Annotated in this window: 14 protein-coding genes and 1 pseudogene; 9 read left to right on the top strand and 6 right to left on the bottom strand. The window is 74.1% G+C overall.

All coding sequences use genetic code 11. The annotated features are described in order from the left end of the window. Positions 1-82: 82 nt before the first annotated feature. Positions 83-1,252 (top strand): elongation factor Tu, encoded by a 1,170-nt coding sequence (gene tuf, locus ACH5AO_RS02490; protein WP_398920950.1) that lies wholly within the window; start codon positions 83-85, stop codon positions 1,250-1,252. Between the two features lie 73 nt (positions 1,253-1,325). Beyond that, positions 1,326-2,171, top strand: coding sequence for a spermidine synthase (locus ACH5AO_RS02485; protein ID WP_398920949.1), 846 nt, complete (start codon positions 1,326-1,328; stop codon positions 2,169-2,171). Between the two features lie 56 nt (positions 2,172-2,227). On the opposite strand, the gene ACH5AO_RS02480 is transcribed toward ACH5AO_RS02485, so the two are convergent. After that, positions 2,228-3,529, bottom strand: coding sequence for an MFS transporter (locus ACH5AO_RS02480; protein ID WP_398920947.1), 1,302 nt, complete (start codon positions 3,527-3,529; stop codon positions 2,228-2,230). Between the two features lie 60 nt (positions 3,530-3,589). Next, on the bottom strand, positions 3,590-4,597 hold the full coding sequence (locus tag ACH5AO_RS02475) for a hypothetical protein (protein WP_398920945.1): 1,008 nt from the start codon (positions 4,595-4,597) through the stop codon (positions 3,590-3,592). A gap of 134 nt (positions 4,598-4,731) precedes the next feature. Between ACH5AO_RS02475 and ACH5AO_RS02470 the strand changes: the two genes are divergently transcribed. Then, positions 4,732-5,169 (top strand): DUF4442 domain-containing protein, encoded by a 438-nt coding sequence (locus ACH5AO_RS02470; RefSeq protein WP_398921088.1) that lies wholly within the window; start codon positions 4,732-4,734, stop codon positions 5,167-5,169. Positions 5,170-5,253: 84 nt separating this feature from the next. After that, positions 5,254-5,892: a DedA family protein gene (locus tag ACH5AO_RS02465; protein WP_398920943.1), complete on the top strand. Its 639-nt coding sequence runs from the start codon at positions 5,254-5,256 to the stop codon at positions 5,890-5,892. Between the two features lie 68 nt (positions 5,893-5,960). Here ACH5AO_RS02465 and ACH5AO_RS02460 read toward each other — a convergent pair whose 3' ends face one another. After that, on the bottom strand, positions 5,961-6,491 hold the full coding sequence (locus ACH5AO_RS02460; RefSeq protein ID WP_398920940.1) for a gamma carbonic anhydrase family protein: 531 nt from the start codon (positions 6,489-6,491) through the stop codon (positions 5,961-5,963). A 114-nt stretch (positions 6,492-6,605) separates the two neighbouring features. Here ACH5AO_RS02460 and ACH5AO_RS02455 point away from each other — a divergent pair, with 114 nt between their 5' ends. From ACH5AO_RS02455 to ACH5AO_RS02440, 4 genes are all read left to right on the top strand, one after another. Continuing rightward, complete coding sequence (locus ACH5AO_RS02455; protein WP_398920939.1) at positions 6,606-7,403, top strand: acyltransferase; 798 nt, start codon at positions 6,606-6,608, stop codon at positions 7,401-7,403. A 130-nt stretch (positions 7,404-7,533) separates the two neighbouring features. Beyond that, on the top strand, positions 7,534-8,106 hold the full coding sequence (locus ACH5AO_RS02450) for a helix-turn-helix domain-containing protein (protein WP_398920937.1): 573 nt from the start codon (positions 7,534-7,536) through the stop codon (positions 8,104-8,106). A 23-nt stretch (positions 8,107-8,129) separates the two neighbouring features. Beyond that, positions 8,130-8,687: a YbaK/EbsC family protein gene (locus ACH5AO_RS02445; RefSeq protein WP_398920935.1), complete on the top strand. Its 558-nt coding sequence runs from the start codon at positions 8,130-8,132 to the stop codon at positions 8,685-8,687. 60 nt (positions 8,688-8,747) lie between these two features. After that, entirely contained in the window at positions 8,748-9,566 is an 819-nt protein-coding gene (locus ACH5AO_RS02440) for a siderophore-interacting protein (protein ID WP_398920933.1), read from the top strand. A 140-nt stretch (positions 9,567-9,706) separates the two neighbouring features. On the opposite strand, the gene ACH5AO_RS02435 is transcribed toward ACH5AO_RS02440, so the two are convergent. Then, positions 9,707-10,717 carry a cation diffusion facilitator family transporter gene (locus ACH5AO_RS02435; RefSeq protein WP_398920932.1) on the bottom strand — a complete coding sequence of 337 codons (1,011 nt, stop codon included), beginning with the start codon at positions 10,715-10,717 and terminating at the stop codon, positions 9,707-9,709. A gap of 83 nt (positions 10,718-10,800) precedes the next feature. On the opposite strand from ACH5AO_RS02435, the pseudogene ACH5AO_RS02430 reads away from it, so the two are divergent. Then, positions 10,801-11,109: pseudogene (locus tag ACH5AO_RS02430) on the top strand (ArsR/SmtB family transcription factor); the annotation flags it as partial. A gap of 29 nt (positions 11,110-11,138) precedes the next feature. Here ACH5AO_RS02430 and ACH5AO_RS02425 read toward each other — a convergent pair. Beyond that, positions 11,139-12,362: a 4-hydroxybenzoate 3-monooxygenase gene (locus ACH5AO_RS02425; protein ID WP_398920930.1), complete on the bottom strand. Its 1,224-nt coding sequence runs from the start codon at positions 12,360-12,362 to the stop codon at positions 11,139-11,141. A 34-nt stretch (positions 12,363-12,396) separates the two neighbouring features. Beyond that, a complete protein-coding gene (locus ACH5AO_RS02420; protein ID WP_398920928.1) occupies positions 12,397-12,804 on the bottom strand; it encodes a CoA-binding protein in 408 nt (135 codons plus the stop codon). Positions 12,805-12,837: the final 33 nt, after the last annotated feature.

The following is a 12,837-nucleotide window of genomic DNA, read 5'->3' as shown; positions in this document are numbered from 1 at the left end:
TCCCGGCCGCGCGCCGATCCGCCGCGCCCGGGGCCGTCATGCGTCACCACGCGTCATCACCGAGAGGCTTCGAGGTACCGCCATGTCCAAGACGGCGTACGTCCGCACCAAACCGCATCTGAACATCGGCACGATGGGCCATGTCGACCACGGCAAGACCACCCTGACCGCCGCCATCACCAAGGTCCTCGCCGCGCGCGGCTCCGGCCGTTTCGTCCCGTTCGACCGCATCGACCGGGCACCGGAGGAGGCCGCGCGCGGCATCACCATCAACCTCGCGCACGTCGAGTACGAGACCGACACCCGGCACTACGCCCACGTCGACATGCCCGGCCACGCCGACTACGTCAAGAACATGGTCACCGGCGCCGCGCAGCTCGACGGGGCGATCCTCGTCGTCTCCGCGCTCGACGGGATCATGCCGCAGACCGCCGAACACGTGCTGCTCGCGCGCCAGGTGGGCGTGGACCACATCGTCGTGGCGATCAACAAGGCCGACGCGGGCGACGAGGAGCTGACCGACCTGGTCGAACTGGAGGTCCGCGACCTGCTCTCCGCGCACGGCTACGGCGGCGAGTCCGCGCCCGTCGTACGGGTCTCCGGGCTGAAGGCGCTGGAGGGCGACCCGCGCTGGACGGCGTCGGTCGAGGCGCTGCTCGACGCGGTGGACACCTATGTGCCCGTGCCCGAGCGGTACCTGGACGCGCCGTTCCTGCTGCCGGTGGAGAACGTGCTCACCATCACCGGCCGGGGCACCGTCGTGACCGGCGCGGTGGAGCGCGGCACGGTCCGCGTCGGCGACCGGGTCGAGGTGCTCGGCGTCGGGGTGGAGACCGTGGTGACCGGCCTGGAGACCTTCGGCAAGCCCATGGAGGAGGCGCAGGCCGGCGACAACGTGGCGCTGCTGCTGCGCGGGGTGCCGCGCGACGCGGTGCGGCGCGGGCACGTGGTGGCCGCGCCGGGCAGCGTGGTGCCGAGCCGGCGCTTCACCGCGCGGGTGTACGTGCTGTCCGCCCGCGAGGGCGGCCGCACGACACCGGTGTCGACCGGGTACCGGCCACAGTTCTACATCCGCACGGCGGACGTCGTGGGCGACGTCGACCTCGGCGAGGCGGCGGTGGCGCGGCCCGGGGACACGGTCACCATGACCGTGGAGCTGGGACGGGACGTGCCCCTGGAGCCCGGGCTCGGCTTCGCCGTCCGTGAGGGCGGCCGCACGGTCGGCGCCGGCACGGTGACGGCGGTCGGCTGATCGGCGGAACGGCCGCCCGCCCCCGTACAGGGGGGCGGGCGGCCGTCCGTACGGGCGACGGCACAATGGGACGGTGAGCGAGCCCATCCCCGTGACCCGTGTCGTCGATCACGGCACCGCCAAGCTGATGCCCGACGTGGACCGGGAGCGGGCCTGGCTGCTCACCGTCGACGGCGCGCCGCAGTCGTACGTCGACCTGGACGAGCCGGCGCATCTGGAGTTCGAGTACACCCGGCGGCTCGGGCACGTCCTGGACACCGCGGCGGAACCGGGGCGCCCGCTGGACGCGCTGCACCTCGGCGGCGGGGCGCTCACCCTGCCCCGCTACCTGGCCGCCACCCGCCCCGGCTCCCGGCAGCACGTCGTGGAGTTCGACCGGGGACTGCTGGAACTGGTCGCCGAGCACCTGCCCCTTCCCGTCGGCGCCGATGTCACGCTGCACGCGGCGGACGCCCGCGCCTGGCTGGAGACGGCCCCCGACGACAGCGCGGACGTCCTGGTCGCCGACGTCTTCGGCGGCTCACGGGTTCCGGCGCACCTGACCTCCGTCGCCTACGCGCGGGAGGCCGCGCGCGTCCTGCGGCCCGACGGGGTCTACCTCGCCAACCTCGCGGACGCCGCCCCGTTCGACTTCCTCCGCTCCCAGATCGCCACCCTGGGCACGCGGTTCGAGGAACTGGCGCTCATCGCCGAGCCGGGAGTGCTGCGCGGCCGCCGCTTCGGCAACGCGGTCCTGGCCGCCGCCCACCGGCCCCTGGACGTCGCCGCCCTGTCCCGCGCCACTGCCGCAGACGCCTTCCCGGCCCGGGTGGAACACGGGGCCGCGCTGCGGGACTTCGTCCGCGGCGCGCTCCCGGTGCGGGACGAGGACGCCGTACCGTCGCCCGAGCCCCCCGCGGGGGCGTTCGGCATCGGCTGACGCACCGTCCGGGCCGGTGCCGCCGGCGTGGCGGGTCCGGCGGTGCGGACCGCGATTCAGTCCTGCAGCGTTTTCCCGGGTTCCCCGAGGGGGCGTTCGGCACCGGCCGGTGCGGCGGACGCGCCGGTGACCGGATGGGTCCGGCGGCGGAGACCGCGGACGTCCGGAACGCACAGCACCGCCGCCGTGACGAGCACGACCAGCGCCGCGCACCCCCACAACGCCTCCGGGCGGCCGAACGCCGTCTCCGCCGGGCCCGCCAGGGCCATCGCCGCGGGCACCAGCGCGACCGAGCCGAACCAGTCGTATGCCGAGACCCGGGACAGCTTCTCCTCCGGTATCTCCTGGTGCAGCGCGGTCATCCAGGAGACGCCGAACACCTCCAGCGACACACCGGTCACGAACATCACCGCGCACAGCACGGCGAGCGGCGCCGGCACGGCGAGCGCGGCGGACGGCAGGGCCAGCGGGAACACGCACAGCGTGCCGGCGAACAGCAGACGGCGCGGCTGCCAGCGGGTCATCAGCAGCGCGCCCGCCACCGTGCCCCCGCCGAAGAACGCCAGCGCCACGCCCCACGGACCGGCGCCGCCCAGATGGTCCCGGGCGACGAGCGGCCCGTAGACCGCGTCGGCCGCGCCGACGACCGCGTTGGCGACGGAGAACTGGACGACGACGCCCCACAGCCAGGGCCGGCCGGTGAACTCTCGCCAGCCCTCCTTCAGATCGGCGAGCATGCCACCGCCGGGGGCGCGCGGCGGTATGTGCCTCACGTCGAGGAACGCCCGCAGCGCCGCCGCGACCGCGAAGGCCGCCGCGTCCGCCGCCAGCACCCAGCCCGGCCCGATCGCGGCGACCATGGCCCCGCCCAGCGCGGCGCCGCCGAGCGTCGCTCCGTGCATCGCCATCCGGAACACCGCGAACGCCCGGCCGGCCTGCTCGCCCTCGACCGAGGACAGCAGCATGCCCTCGGCGGCCGGGCTGAAGAACGCGTGACCGGTACCGCCGAGCGCGCTGAGCAGCATCATCTGCCACAGCCGCGCCTCGCCCGCCAGGACGAGCGCCGCGAACGCGGCCTGCGAGACACAGTTCAGGGCGTTGGCCGCGACCATCACCCGGTGGCGCGGCAGCCGGTCCGCGACGGCACCGCCGATCAGCAGGAACAGCACCAGCGGCAGGGTGCGGGCGGCGGCCACCAGACCCACGTCGCCGCCGTCGCCGCCCGCCTCCAGCACGGCGAAGGCGGCGGCGATCAGCGCGCCGTGACTGCCCAGGTTGGTCACCACGGCGGCGGCGGTCAGCAGGGCGTGGTTGCGGCCGGTCCAGGCGGGACGGCGGCGGGATGCGGTGGTCGGCACCCCGTGACTATCGCCGGGCCGGGGCCGACATGCCAAATGGAAGGCCGGCCCCCGGACCTGCTAGGACTCCGTCGGCGCTTCCTCGGTGAGGCGCACCGTGCTGAGGATCTTCTGCACGGTCGCCTCCGGGATCTCGTCCTTGACGCCCTTGGCACCGTACAGGTTCCAGGTGACGAAGTCCCCGGCGCCGTTCTTGAAGGCGAACGTGATCGCCTTGCCGTCGCTGTCGCACTTGCCGTTCTGCGGCGTGTTCTCCGAGCGCGCCGTGGCGACGTGACCCTCGATGCCCGACGCCGTGGTGTACGGCTTCGGCTTCTCGTACGTGAGGCTCTTCTTGTCGGGCTGCGTGTACCCGCCGTAGATCCACCACGGGACGCGGGTCTCGGCCGCCTCCTCGGTGGTCTTGGCGCCGTTCTCACCGCGGGTTCCGGCGGTGGCGAGGGCGGTGTCCTCCTCGCGGCCGTCCTTGTTCTCGTCGCTCGTGCACCACTTGGACTTCAGGTACGCGGGAGCGGTGACGGAGGTGCGGCCCAGCTCGCCGTCCTTCTCCTCCCACTCGAAGCCCACACTGGTGCCGGGCGTCTCGATCTCCCAGTCGGCGGGGACGTCGAACTTGGTGCCGAAGCGCGTGTTGACGACCACCTGCCAGCCCGGAACGGTCGCCTTCTCCGCCTCGCCGCCGCGCGGGTTGTCGTCCGAGGCGGAGGCGCTCGGTTCGGCGGAGGTGTCCTTGGACGCGGTGGCGGTCGGCTCGGCGGCCTTCTTGCCGTCGGCCGTGTCGTCCTTGTCGCCGCCGAGCACCAGGAACCCCGTGACGCCCGCGGCCACGACGACGGCGGTCGCGGCGATGATCGCCACCAGCTTCGTCCGGTTCCCGCCCCCGCCCTGCGGCGGCTGCGGCCCGGTCGCCACCGTCGGCGCGCCCCATGCGGGCTGCTGCTGGTACGGGTTCGGCTGCTGGTAGCCGGGCTGCTGGTACGGATTCGGCTGCTGGTACCCCGGCTGCTGGTACGGGTTGTCCGACTGCGGGTTCTGCTCGCCCCCGGGCGGCTGCTGTCCTGGCCACATGGGCAGCCACCCTAGCCGCGCCAGGGACACGATGGGGTTACCGCCCTTTGACAGGGACGTAGCAACCTGGACGCCCCAAGGCGTGGCGGGTTGAACCTACTCACGGGTAACCTGCGGGCATGAGCGCAGACCAGATGTCCATCGGCGAGATGCTCGCCGCCACGGTGCCCATGGCCCGGACCCTCAACCTCCAGTTCCTGGAGACCACGCCCGAGCGGGCCGTGGTGGCCCTGCCGGACCAGGCCGACTACCACAACCACGTGGGCGGGCCGCACGCCGGCGCGATGTTCACCCTCGGTGAGTCGGCGAGCGGCGCGATCGTGCTCGCCGCGTTCGGGGACCAGCTCGCACGGGCCGTACCGCTGGCCGTCCGTGCCGAGATCGCCTACAAGAAGCTGGCGATGGGCCCGGTCACCGCCACCGCGACCCTCGGCCGCCCGGCCGTCGAGGTCGTCGCCGAACTCGACGGGGGCGTGCGCCCCGAGTTCCCGGTCCCGGTCACCATCCGCCGCGAGGACGGCGCCGTCACCGGCGAGATGACCGTCGTGTGGACCCTGCGCCCCAACGGCTGACCACCGGCACACCGGCGGGGCCGGTAGGCTTCCCGTTCGTGCGCCGGCGGCGGCGCACGAACGGTGGACCGGGAGGACAGGGCGTTGCACGTGCAGGAATGGCTCGAGACCGTGCCCGCGGTCGCCGTGTACGCCCTGGTGGGGCTGGTCATCGGGCTGGAGAGCCTGGGCATCCCGCTGCCGGGCGAGATCATCCTGGTCTCCTCCGCGCTGCTCGCCTCCCAGCACGGCGACATCGACCCGGTGGTCCTCGGCGCCTGCGCCACCGCCGGCGCCATCGTCGGCGACTCGATCGGCTACGCCATCGGCCGCAAGGGCGGACGGCCGCTGCTGGCCTGGCTGGGCGCCAGGTTCCCCCGCCACTTCAGCGAGGGGCACATCGCGACCGCCGAGCGCTCCTTCACGAAGTGGGGCATGTGGGCCGTCTTCTTCGGCCGCTTCGTGGCCCTGCTGCGCATCTTCGCCGGCCCGCTCGCGGGTGTGCTGCGGATGCCGTACTGGAAGTTCCTGATCGCCAACGTCCTCGGCGGCATCGTCTGGGCGGGCGGCACCACCGCCGTCATCTACTACGTCGGCGTCGTCGCCGAGTCCTGGCTGAAGCGCTTCTCGTGGCTGGGCCTGGTGCTGGCGGTGCTGATCGGCGTGACATCGGCGCTGGTGCTGAAGCGCAAGGCGAAGCAGGCGGCGTCCCGAGCCCCGGAGCCCGTTCCCGCCGGTGACTGAACGCCCCGACCGGGGAGCGGCGCACCGCGCGGTCGGCCCCGGACGGCCCGCGGTACGCCGGCGAACCCTCAGGCCCCGTGCTCTTCCCGGTGAGTCCTCGCCAGCTCCGCGTACATCGTGCCGTTGAGCGTGAGCCCCTCGCGCTCCTCAGGGGTCAGCTCCCGCCGGACCTTCGCCGGCACCCCCGCGACCAGCGACCCGGGCGGTACCCGCATCCCCTGCGGCACCAGCGCCTGAGCGGCGACCAGCGATCCCGCGCCGATCACGGCGCCGTTGAGCACGGTCGCCCCCATGCCGATCAGGCAGTCGTCCTCGACGGTGGCCCCGTGCACCACGGCGTTGTGCCCGATCGACACCCGCTCGCCCACGCGGACCGGGAACCCGGGGTCGGCGTGGAGCGTGCAGTTGTCCTGCACGTTGCTGGCCGCCCCGACGGAGATCCGCTCCACGTCACCGCGGAGCACCGCCCCGTACCAGACGCTCGCGCCCGCGTGCAGCGTCACGTCCCCGATCACCGAGGCCGTGGGCGCCACGAAGGCGTCCCCGTCCACCTTCGGCTCCCTGCCTCCGACACCCGTGATCAGCGCGCGGTGCGTCATCGTCCTCTCCCTTCACCGACGTCGTGGACACACGCACCGTACGCCGCCCCGGTGGGGTGAAGATCACAGGGGCACCGGCCCGTCGGCGAGCCGGCCGCCCACTACGGTGAGCGGGTGCCGAAGCGCAAGAACACGTTCTCGTCCTGGCCGCGCCGCCTCGCTCAGCGCGCGGTCCACGCGGGCTGGGCCTGGGCGCAGCGCACGGGCTCGGTGACCGCCGAGCACCCCGGCCGCTTCCGCTTCGGGGCGATGGGAACAGGTACCAGGCTCGCCTTCCCGCTCGGCACGGTCTTCGGCGAACCCTGGATCCGGATCGGCGCGCACTGCATCGTCGGCGAGCAGGTCACCCTCACCGCCGGTCTGATGCCCGGTCTCGACCTCGGTCCCGAGCCGATCCTGTGCGTCGGCGACGGGGTCGTGCTGGGCCGCGGCAGCCATGTCATCGCCGACACGACGGTCACCATCGGCAGCGACTGCTACTTCGGGCCGTACGTCTACGTCACCTCCACCAACCACTCCTACGACGATCCGCACGAGCCCATCGGCAAGCAGTGGCCGCGGATGGAGCCGGTGGAGATCGGTCCCGGCTGCTGGATCGGCACCGGCGCGGTGATCCTGCCGGGGGCGCGCATCGGGCGGAACGTGGTGGTGGCCGCGGGCGCGGTGGTCCGGGGCACGGTGCCCGACCACGCCGTGGTCGCGGGCGCCCCGGCCCGTGTCGTACGCCGCTGGACCCCCGCCGACGGCTGGCAGCCGCCGCTGCGCACCCCGGCGCCCGTGCCGATCCCGGAGGGCGTCACCCCGGAGCAGTTGCGGGCGCTGGCGGAGCTGGACGAGGAGGACGTCGCGCGGCTCGCGGAACCGGCCGAGGAGGACGCGGTCCGGCTCGCCGGGCTGGAACCCGAGGGCTGATCCGTCCTCACCCGGTCGTGGGCGACGCCGATTCTGGTCGCAGTACAGTGCGACGGACGACCGGGTCCGCCCCGTGGCAGCCGGACACGGAGCCCCGGTCGCCCCACATGCTGGACGGAACGGACGGAACGTGTCGGACCTCGACCTGCTGACCCAGTCCCTGGCGCGCAACGTCAGACGCTGGCGCACCGAGCGCGGTTTCACGCTGGACGCGCTCGCCGCGCGGGCCGGCGTCAGCCGCGGCATGCTCATCCAGATCGAACAGGCCCGCACCAACCCGAGCATCGGCACGGTCGTCAAGATCGGCGACGCGCTCGGCGTCAGCGTCCCCACCCTGCTCGACTACGAGCGGGGCCCGAGGGTCCGGATCGTCCCCGCCGACCAGGCGGTGCGGCTCTGGCACACCGAGGGCGGCAGCTACAGCCGGCTGCTCGCCGGCACCGAGGCGCCCGGCCCGCTGGAGATGTGGGACTGGCGGCTCATGCCGGGCGAGAGCAGCGACTCCGACGCGCACCCCGCCGGCACGGTCGAACTCGTCCACGTCACGTCCGGGGAACTGACCCTCACCGTCGACGGGACGGAGCACCGGGTGCCGGCCGGTGCCAGCGCCTCCTTCGAGGCCGACACGCCGCACACGTACGGCAATCAGGGCGATGCCCCGATGGAGATGGTCATGACGGTCTCGGTGCCTCCCGTGCGCTGAGACGCCCCTGTTACGGTGCGGCCATGCGCGCACCCATCGGAGACTTCGACCACGCCACCCCCGCCCCCGACTGCCTCGACGAGCTGACCGCGCCGGTCGCCGCCGCCGTCCGCGCCTGGAGCGGCAGCGTCCCCGCGGACCAGATCCTCTACGTCGACACCGACCCGCGCCGGGCGGACACCGCCGTCTTCGTCGAGCACTACGGCCGGGAGCTGCTGGAGCGGTCGGCGAACTGCGTGGTGGTGGCGGGCAAGCGCGGCGGGGGGACCACGCTCGCCGCGTGCGTCGTGCTGTCCACCACCCGGCTCGACGTCAACGGCGTCGTACGGCGTCACCTCGGCGCACGCAAGGCGTCCTTCGCCCCGATGGACACGGCCACGGGGGAGACCGGCATGGAGTACGGCGGCATCACGCCGGTCGGCCTGCCCGGGGACTGGCCGGTGCTGGTGGACGCGGCCGTCGTGGACCTGCCGTACGTGCTCGTCGGCAGCGGCCGACGGCGCGGCAAGCTGCTGGTGCCGGGCAAGGCGTTCGCGGAGCTGCCCGGAGCGGTCGTACTGGAAGGGCTGGGAACGGCCTGACCGGCGCCGGGACGGGACCGCCCCTGTTCGAGAGAAGTTAGCTTAGGCTAGCCTTCTTTCGTGTCGAAGATCCCCCGGCTGATGCCGACGAACCCCAGGATGTTCCGCGCCGAGGTCGTGCGCACCGAGCGCGTCTCCCCTTCCCTGCACCGCGTGTGCGTCACGGGGCCGGACCTCGCCGAGTTCCCATGGCAGGGTTACGACCACTGGTTCCGTCTGTTCCTCCAGCTGCCCCATCAACGACGCCTGCGGCTGCCGGACTTCACCGGATCCCGCTGGTGGCAGCCGTACCTGGCCATACCGGAGGACGAGCGCCCGCACTGCGCGAACTACACCGTGGCCGACTTCCGCCCCGAGGCGGCGGAGATGGACATCGACTTCGTCGTGCACCGCGGGCCGACGGGCGAACTCGAGGGCCGGGCGGCGATCTGGGCCTGCGGCGCCCGGCCCGGTGACGCGCTCGCCGTCCTCGACCAGGGGGTCCTGTTCGACTGTCCGCCGGACGCCTCGGAGGTCCTGGTCGTGGCCGACGAGACGGGACTGCCCGCCACCGCGGGCATCATGCGGTCCCTGCCGCGCGGGACGAAGGGCCGGCTCATCCAGGAGGTGCCCACCGCGGGCGACCGGCGCGAGCTCGACGCCCCGCCCGGAATGACCGTGACCTGGGTGCTCCGCGAGGGGGACACGTCCGTGCCGGGCAGTGCCGCGCTCGGTGAACTCCTGCGCCACCGCCCCGCCGACCCGGCTGGATACGCCTTCGTCGTCGGTGAGTCGACGCTGGCCACCGAGGGACGCAGGCACCTGCACCGGGCCGGCCTGCCGAAGGAGAGGATCACCTTCTCGGGCTTCTGGAAGCACGAGGTGCTCCAGGCCGCCTGAGGCCCCGGTCCGGCCCGGCGGCGCCGCGGGACCGTCACGCCCCCGGCCGGTCCCCGGGCCGTCACGCCCCGGGGGACCGGCGCGGGGGCGGTGGTCGCCGCCGGGGCGAGGGCGGCCGGAGCCTCCCGCCGGCGCCGGGATCAGGGCGTCCGGCGCGCCGCGTGATGGGCCAGCGCGAGATGCGGGTCCGCCTCGCCCGGCACCGGCTCCGGATCGGCGTGGATCAGGGCCGAGGCCAGCCGGGGGACGGCGTGCAGCAGCGCGTGCTCGGCCTCGACGGCGACACGATGGGCCTCGCGCACCGTCGCCCCGCCGTCCACCACGACCGCCACCTCGGCGCGCAGCCGGTGACCGATCCAGCGCATCCGCAGCTCACCCACCCCGCGCACACCCGGCACACGGGTCAGGGCCCGCTCGGCCCGGTCCACCAGCGCCGGATCGACGGCGTCCAGCACCCGCCGGAACACCTCCCGCGCGGCGTCCCGCAGCACCAGGACGATCGCCGCCGTGATCACCAGCCCCACCACCGGGTCCGCGTACCGCCACCCCAGGGCCGCGCCACCGGCGCCCAGCAGCACCGCCAGCGAGGTGAACCCGTCCGTACGGGCGTGCAGTCCGTCGGCGACCAGCGCGGCCGAGCCGATGGACCTCCCGACCCGGACGCGGTACCGGGCCACCCACTCGTTGCCCGCGAAACCGGCCAGCGCCGCGACGGCGACCGCCGGGACGTGCTCGACCGGCCGCGGGTCCAGCAGCCGGCCGAGCGCCGTCCAGCCGGCGAAGGCCGCGGACGCGGCGATCGTCAGCACGATCGCGATGCCCGCCAGGTCCTCCGCGCGCCCGTAGCCGTAGGTGAAGCGGCGGGTGGCGGCGCGCCGACCCAGGACGAAGGCGATGCCCAGCGGCACGGCGGTCAGCGCGTCCGCGGCGTTGTGCACCGTGTCGCCGAGCAGCGCCACCGAGCCCGACGCGGCCACCACGACCGCCTGCGCCAGCGCCGTCACGCCCAGCACCGCCAGCGAGACCCACAGCGCGCGCATGCCCCGGACCGAGGACTCCAGCGCGGAGTCGAGCTTGTCGGCCGTTCCATGGGAGTGCGGGGTGAGGAGACGGGCGAGACGGTGCTCGTGGCCGTGGTGGCGGTCGCTCACGGTCGTCCCCTTCCGGTGCGCGGGGCGGACGCGGCGGCGCCCACCCCGCCATTGTGTGCGTGTGAGCGCACGCATGCACCTGTCATCCGCGCGCACCCGGAGAGGAGCACCACGCGCTCGCGGCGGAGCTGCTCGCCCTGCTCGGCGACCGCACCCGGCCGGCCCTGCTGCACGCCCTGACCGGAGGCGAGGCCGATGTCACCACGCTCACCGAGGCCTGCGGCGCGGCCCGGCCCGCGGTCAACCGGCACCTGGCACGCCTGCGGCTCGCGGGCCTTGTGGACACCCGCGAGAAGGGCCGCCGGGTGATCCACTCCCTGCGCGACGGCCATCTGCGGCGGCTGGTGGACGAGGCGCTGAACGTGGCCGACCACCGACCGGATCGACGGCCGGCCGCCGCACGACTGACGGGGCCGCGGCCTCAGTACCGGGCCGCCGTGCCGAGGTACTGCTCCGCGAAGGCGGCAGCGGCGGCGGGGGAGGAGAACAGGCGGCGCAGCCGCGCGAGCGTGGTGCCCGCGCGGAACGGATCCCCCGCCGCGGCACCGTGGTACAGCTCGGACAGCCACTGCGAGAACTCCTGGTAGTCCCACACGCGCCGCAGACAGGCCGCGGAGTAGCCGGCCAGCCCGCTGTCGTCGCCCTCGGTGAGACGGGCGACCAGCGCGTCGCCCAGCAGGAACGCGTCGTGCAGGGCGAGGTTCAGGCCCTTGGCGGCGATCGGCGCGACCAGGTGTGCCGCGTCCCCGGCCAGGAAGAGCCGGCCGGACGCCATCGGCTCGGTGACGTAGTCGTGCACGTCCAGCACGCGCTTCTCGATGAGCCGTCCCTCGGCCGGCGGGGCCGCTCCGGTCGCCCCGAGCCGGCGCCGCAGCTGGGTCCAGACACGCTCGTGAGGCCAGTTGTCCGGGTCGTCGCCGGGCGGGCACTGCAGGTAGTAGCGGGTCACCTCGGGGCTGCGGGGCATCTGACCGGCGAAGCCGTCCGGATGGCAGCCGAACAGGACGCAGTCGGCGGACGGCGGCGCCTCGGCGAGCAGGGCCAGCCAGCCGATGCCGTAATCGTGCCGCGCCACCCGGGCCCGCCCCGGAGCGAGAAAGGCCCTGGTCACCCCGCGGGCCCCGTCGCAGCCCGCGACGAAGTCGCAGGCGACGACCTCCCGCAGGCCGGTCTCCGGGCGGACGTACGACACCGACGGACGGTCGCCGTCCAGGTCGTGCAGCCGCACGTCGCGCACACCGAACCGGATGTCCCCGCCCCGCGCGTCCGCGTACTCCCGCACCAGGTCGGTCACCAGCAACGGCTGCGGATACACCCAGTGGTGACCGCCCGTCAACTCCTGGTACGAGAAGCGGTACCGCTCCCCGCCGAAGCGGAACTCGCACGCGGTGTGCAGCCCGGCCCGCTCCAGCAGGTTCCGCGCGAGACCCCGCCGCTCCAGACCGTGTACCGCCCACTCCTCGATCACCCCGGCCCGCGGCCGCCGCTCGATGAACTCCCGGGTGCCGGTCTCCAGGACCAGGCACGCCACACCGGCCGCCCGCAGGATGTTGCCCACGGTGAGCCCGGCGGGCCCGGCGCCCACGACGACGACCGGAAGACGCGGCGGAGAAGGAGAGCTGAGGCGGGAGGAGCTCTGGCTCATCGCGCCATTATGGCGGCCCCCGCCGTGACGGGCCCTAGCCGAGCCGGGGTATCTCGATCGCCGGGCAGCGGTCCATCACCATCTCCAGGCCCGCCGCGCGGGTCCGCTCGTAGGCCGCCTCGTCGATGACGCCGAGCTGGAACCACACCGCCCCCGCGCCCTTGGCCACCGCCTCGTCCGCGACGGCCCCGGCCAGGTCACTGTTGACGAACACGTCCACGACGTCCACCTCGAAGGGGATGTCGGCGAGGGAGGCGTAGCCCTGCTCGCCGTGCACCGTCTCGGCCTTCGGGTGCACCGGCACCACGCGCTTGCCGAACCGCTGGAGCACCCGGGCCACGCCGAACGCCGCGCGCCGCGGGTTGGACGACAGGCCCACCACGGCCCAGGTGTCACCGAGTCCGGTGAGGATCTTGCGGACCGTCGCCTCGTCGCCGTGCACCGTCGGCCTCCAGGGAGTCGTGGAAGAGCTGTC

The sequence above is a fragment of the Streptomyces sp. NPDC018964 genome (genome assembly GCF_044390325.1).
Taxonomy (GTDB): domain Bacteria; phylum Actinomycetota; class Actinomycetes; order Streptomycetales; family Streptomycetaceae; genus Streptomyces.
The sequence above is the reverse complement of the archived record's forward strand: the minus strand, read 5'-3'. Positions and strand labels throughout refer to the sequence as shown.

Bases quoted from the DNA above. Each gene is read 5' to 3' on its own strand.
- tuf (WP_398920950.1), top strand. From the start codon at position 83: ATGTCCAAGACGGCGTACGTCCGCACCAAACCGCATCTGAACATCGGC.
- ACH5AO_RS02475 (WP_398920945.1), bottom strand. From the start codon at position 4,597: ATGTGGCCAGGACAGCAGCCGCCCGGGGGCGAGCAGAACCCGCAGTCG.
- ACH5AO_RS02470 (WP_398921088.1), top strand. From the start codon at position 4,732: ATGTCCATCGGCGAGATGCTCGCCGCCACGGTGCCCATGGCCCGGACC.
- ACH5AO_RS02460 (WP_398920940.1), bottom strand. From the start codon at position 6,491: ATGACGCACCGCGCGCTGATCACGGGTGTCGGAGGCAGGGAGCCGAAG.
- ACH5AO_RS02445 (WP_398920935.1), top strand. From the start codon at position 8,130: ATGCGCGCACCCATCGGAGACTTCGACCACGCCACCCCCGCCCCCGAC.
- ACH5AO_RS02425 (WP_398920930.1), bottom strand. From the start codon at position 12,362: ATGAGCCAGAGCTCCTCCCGCCTCAGCTCTCCTTCTCCGCCGCGTCTT.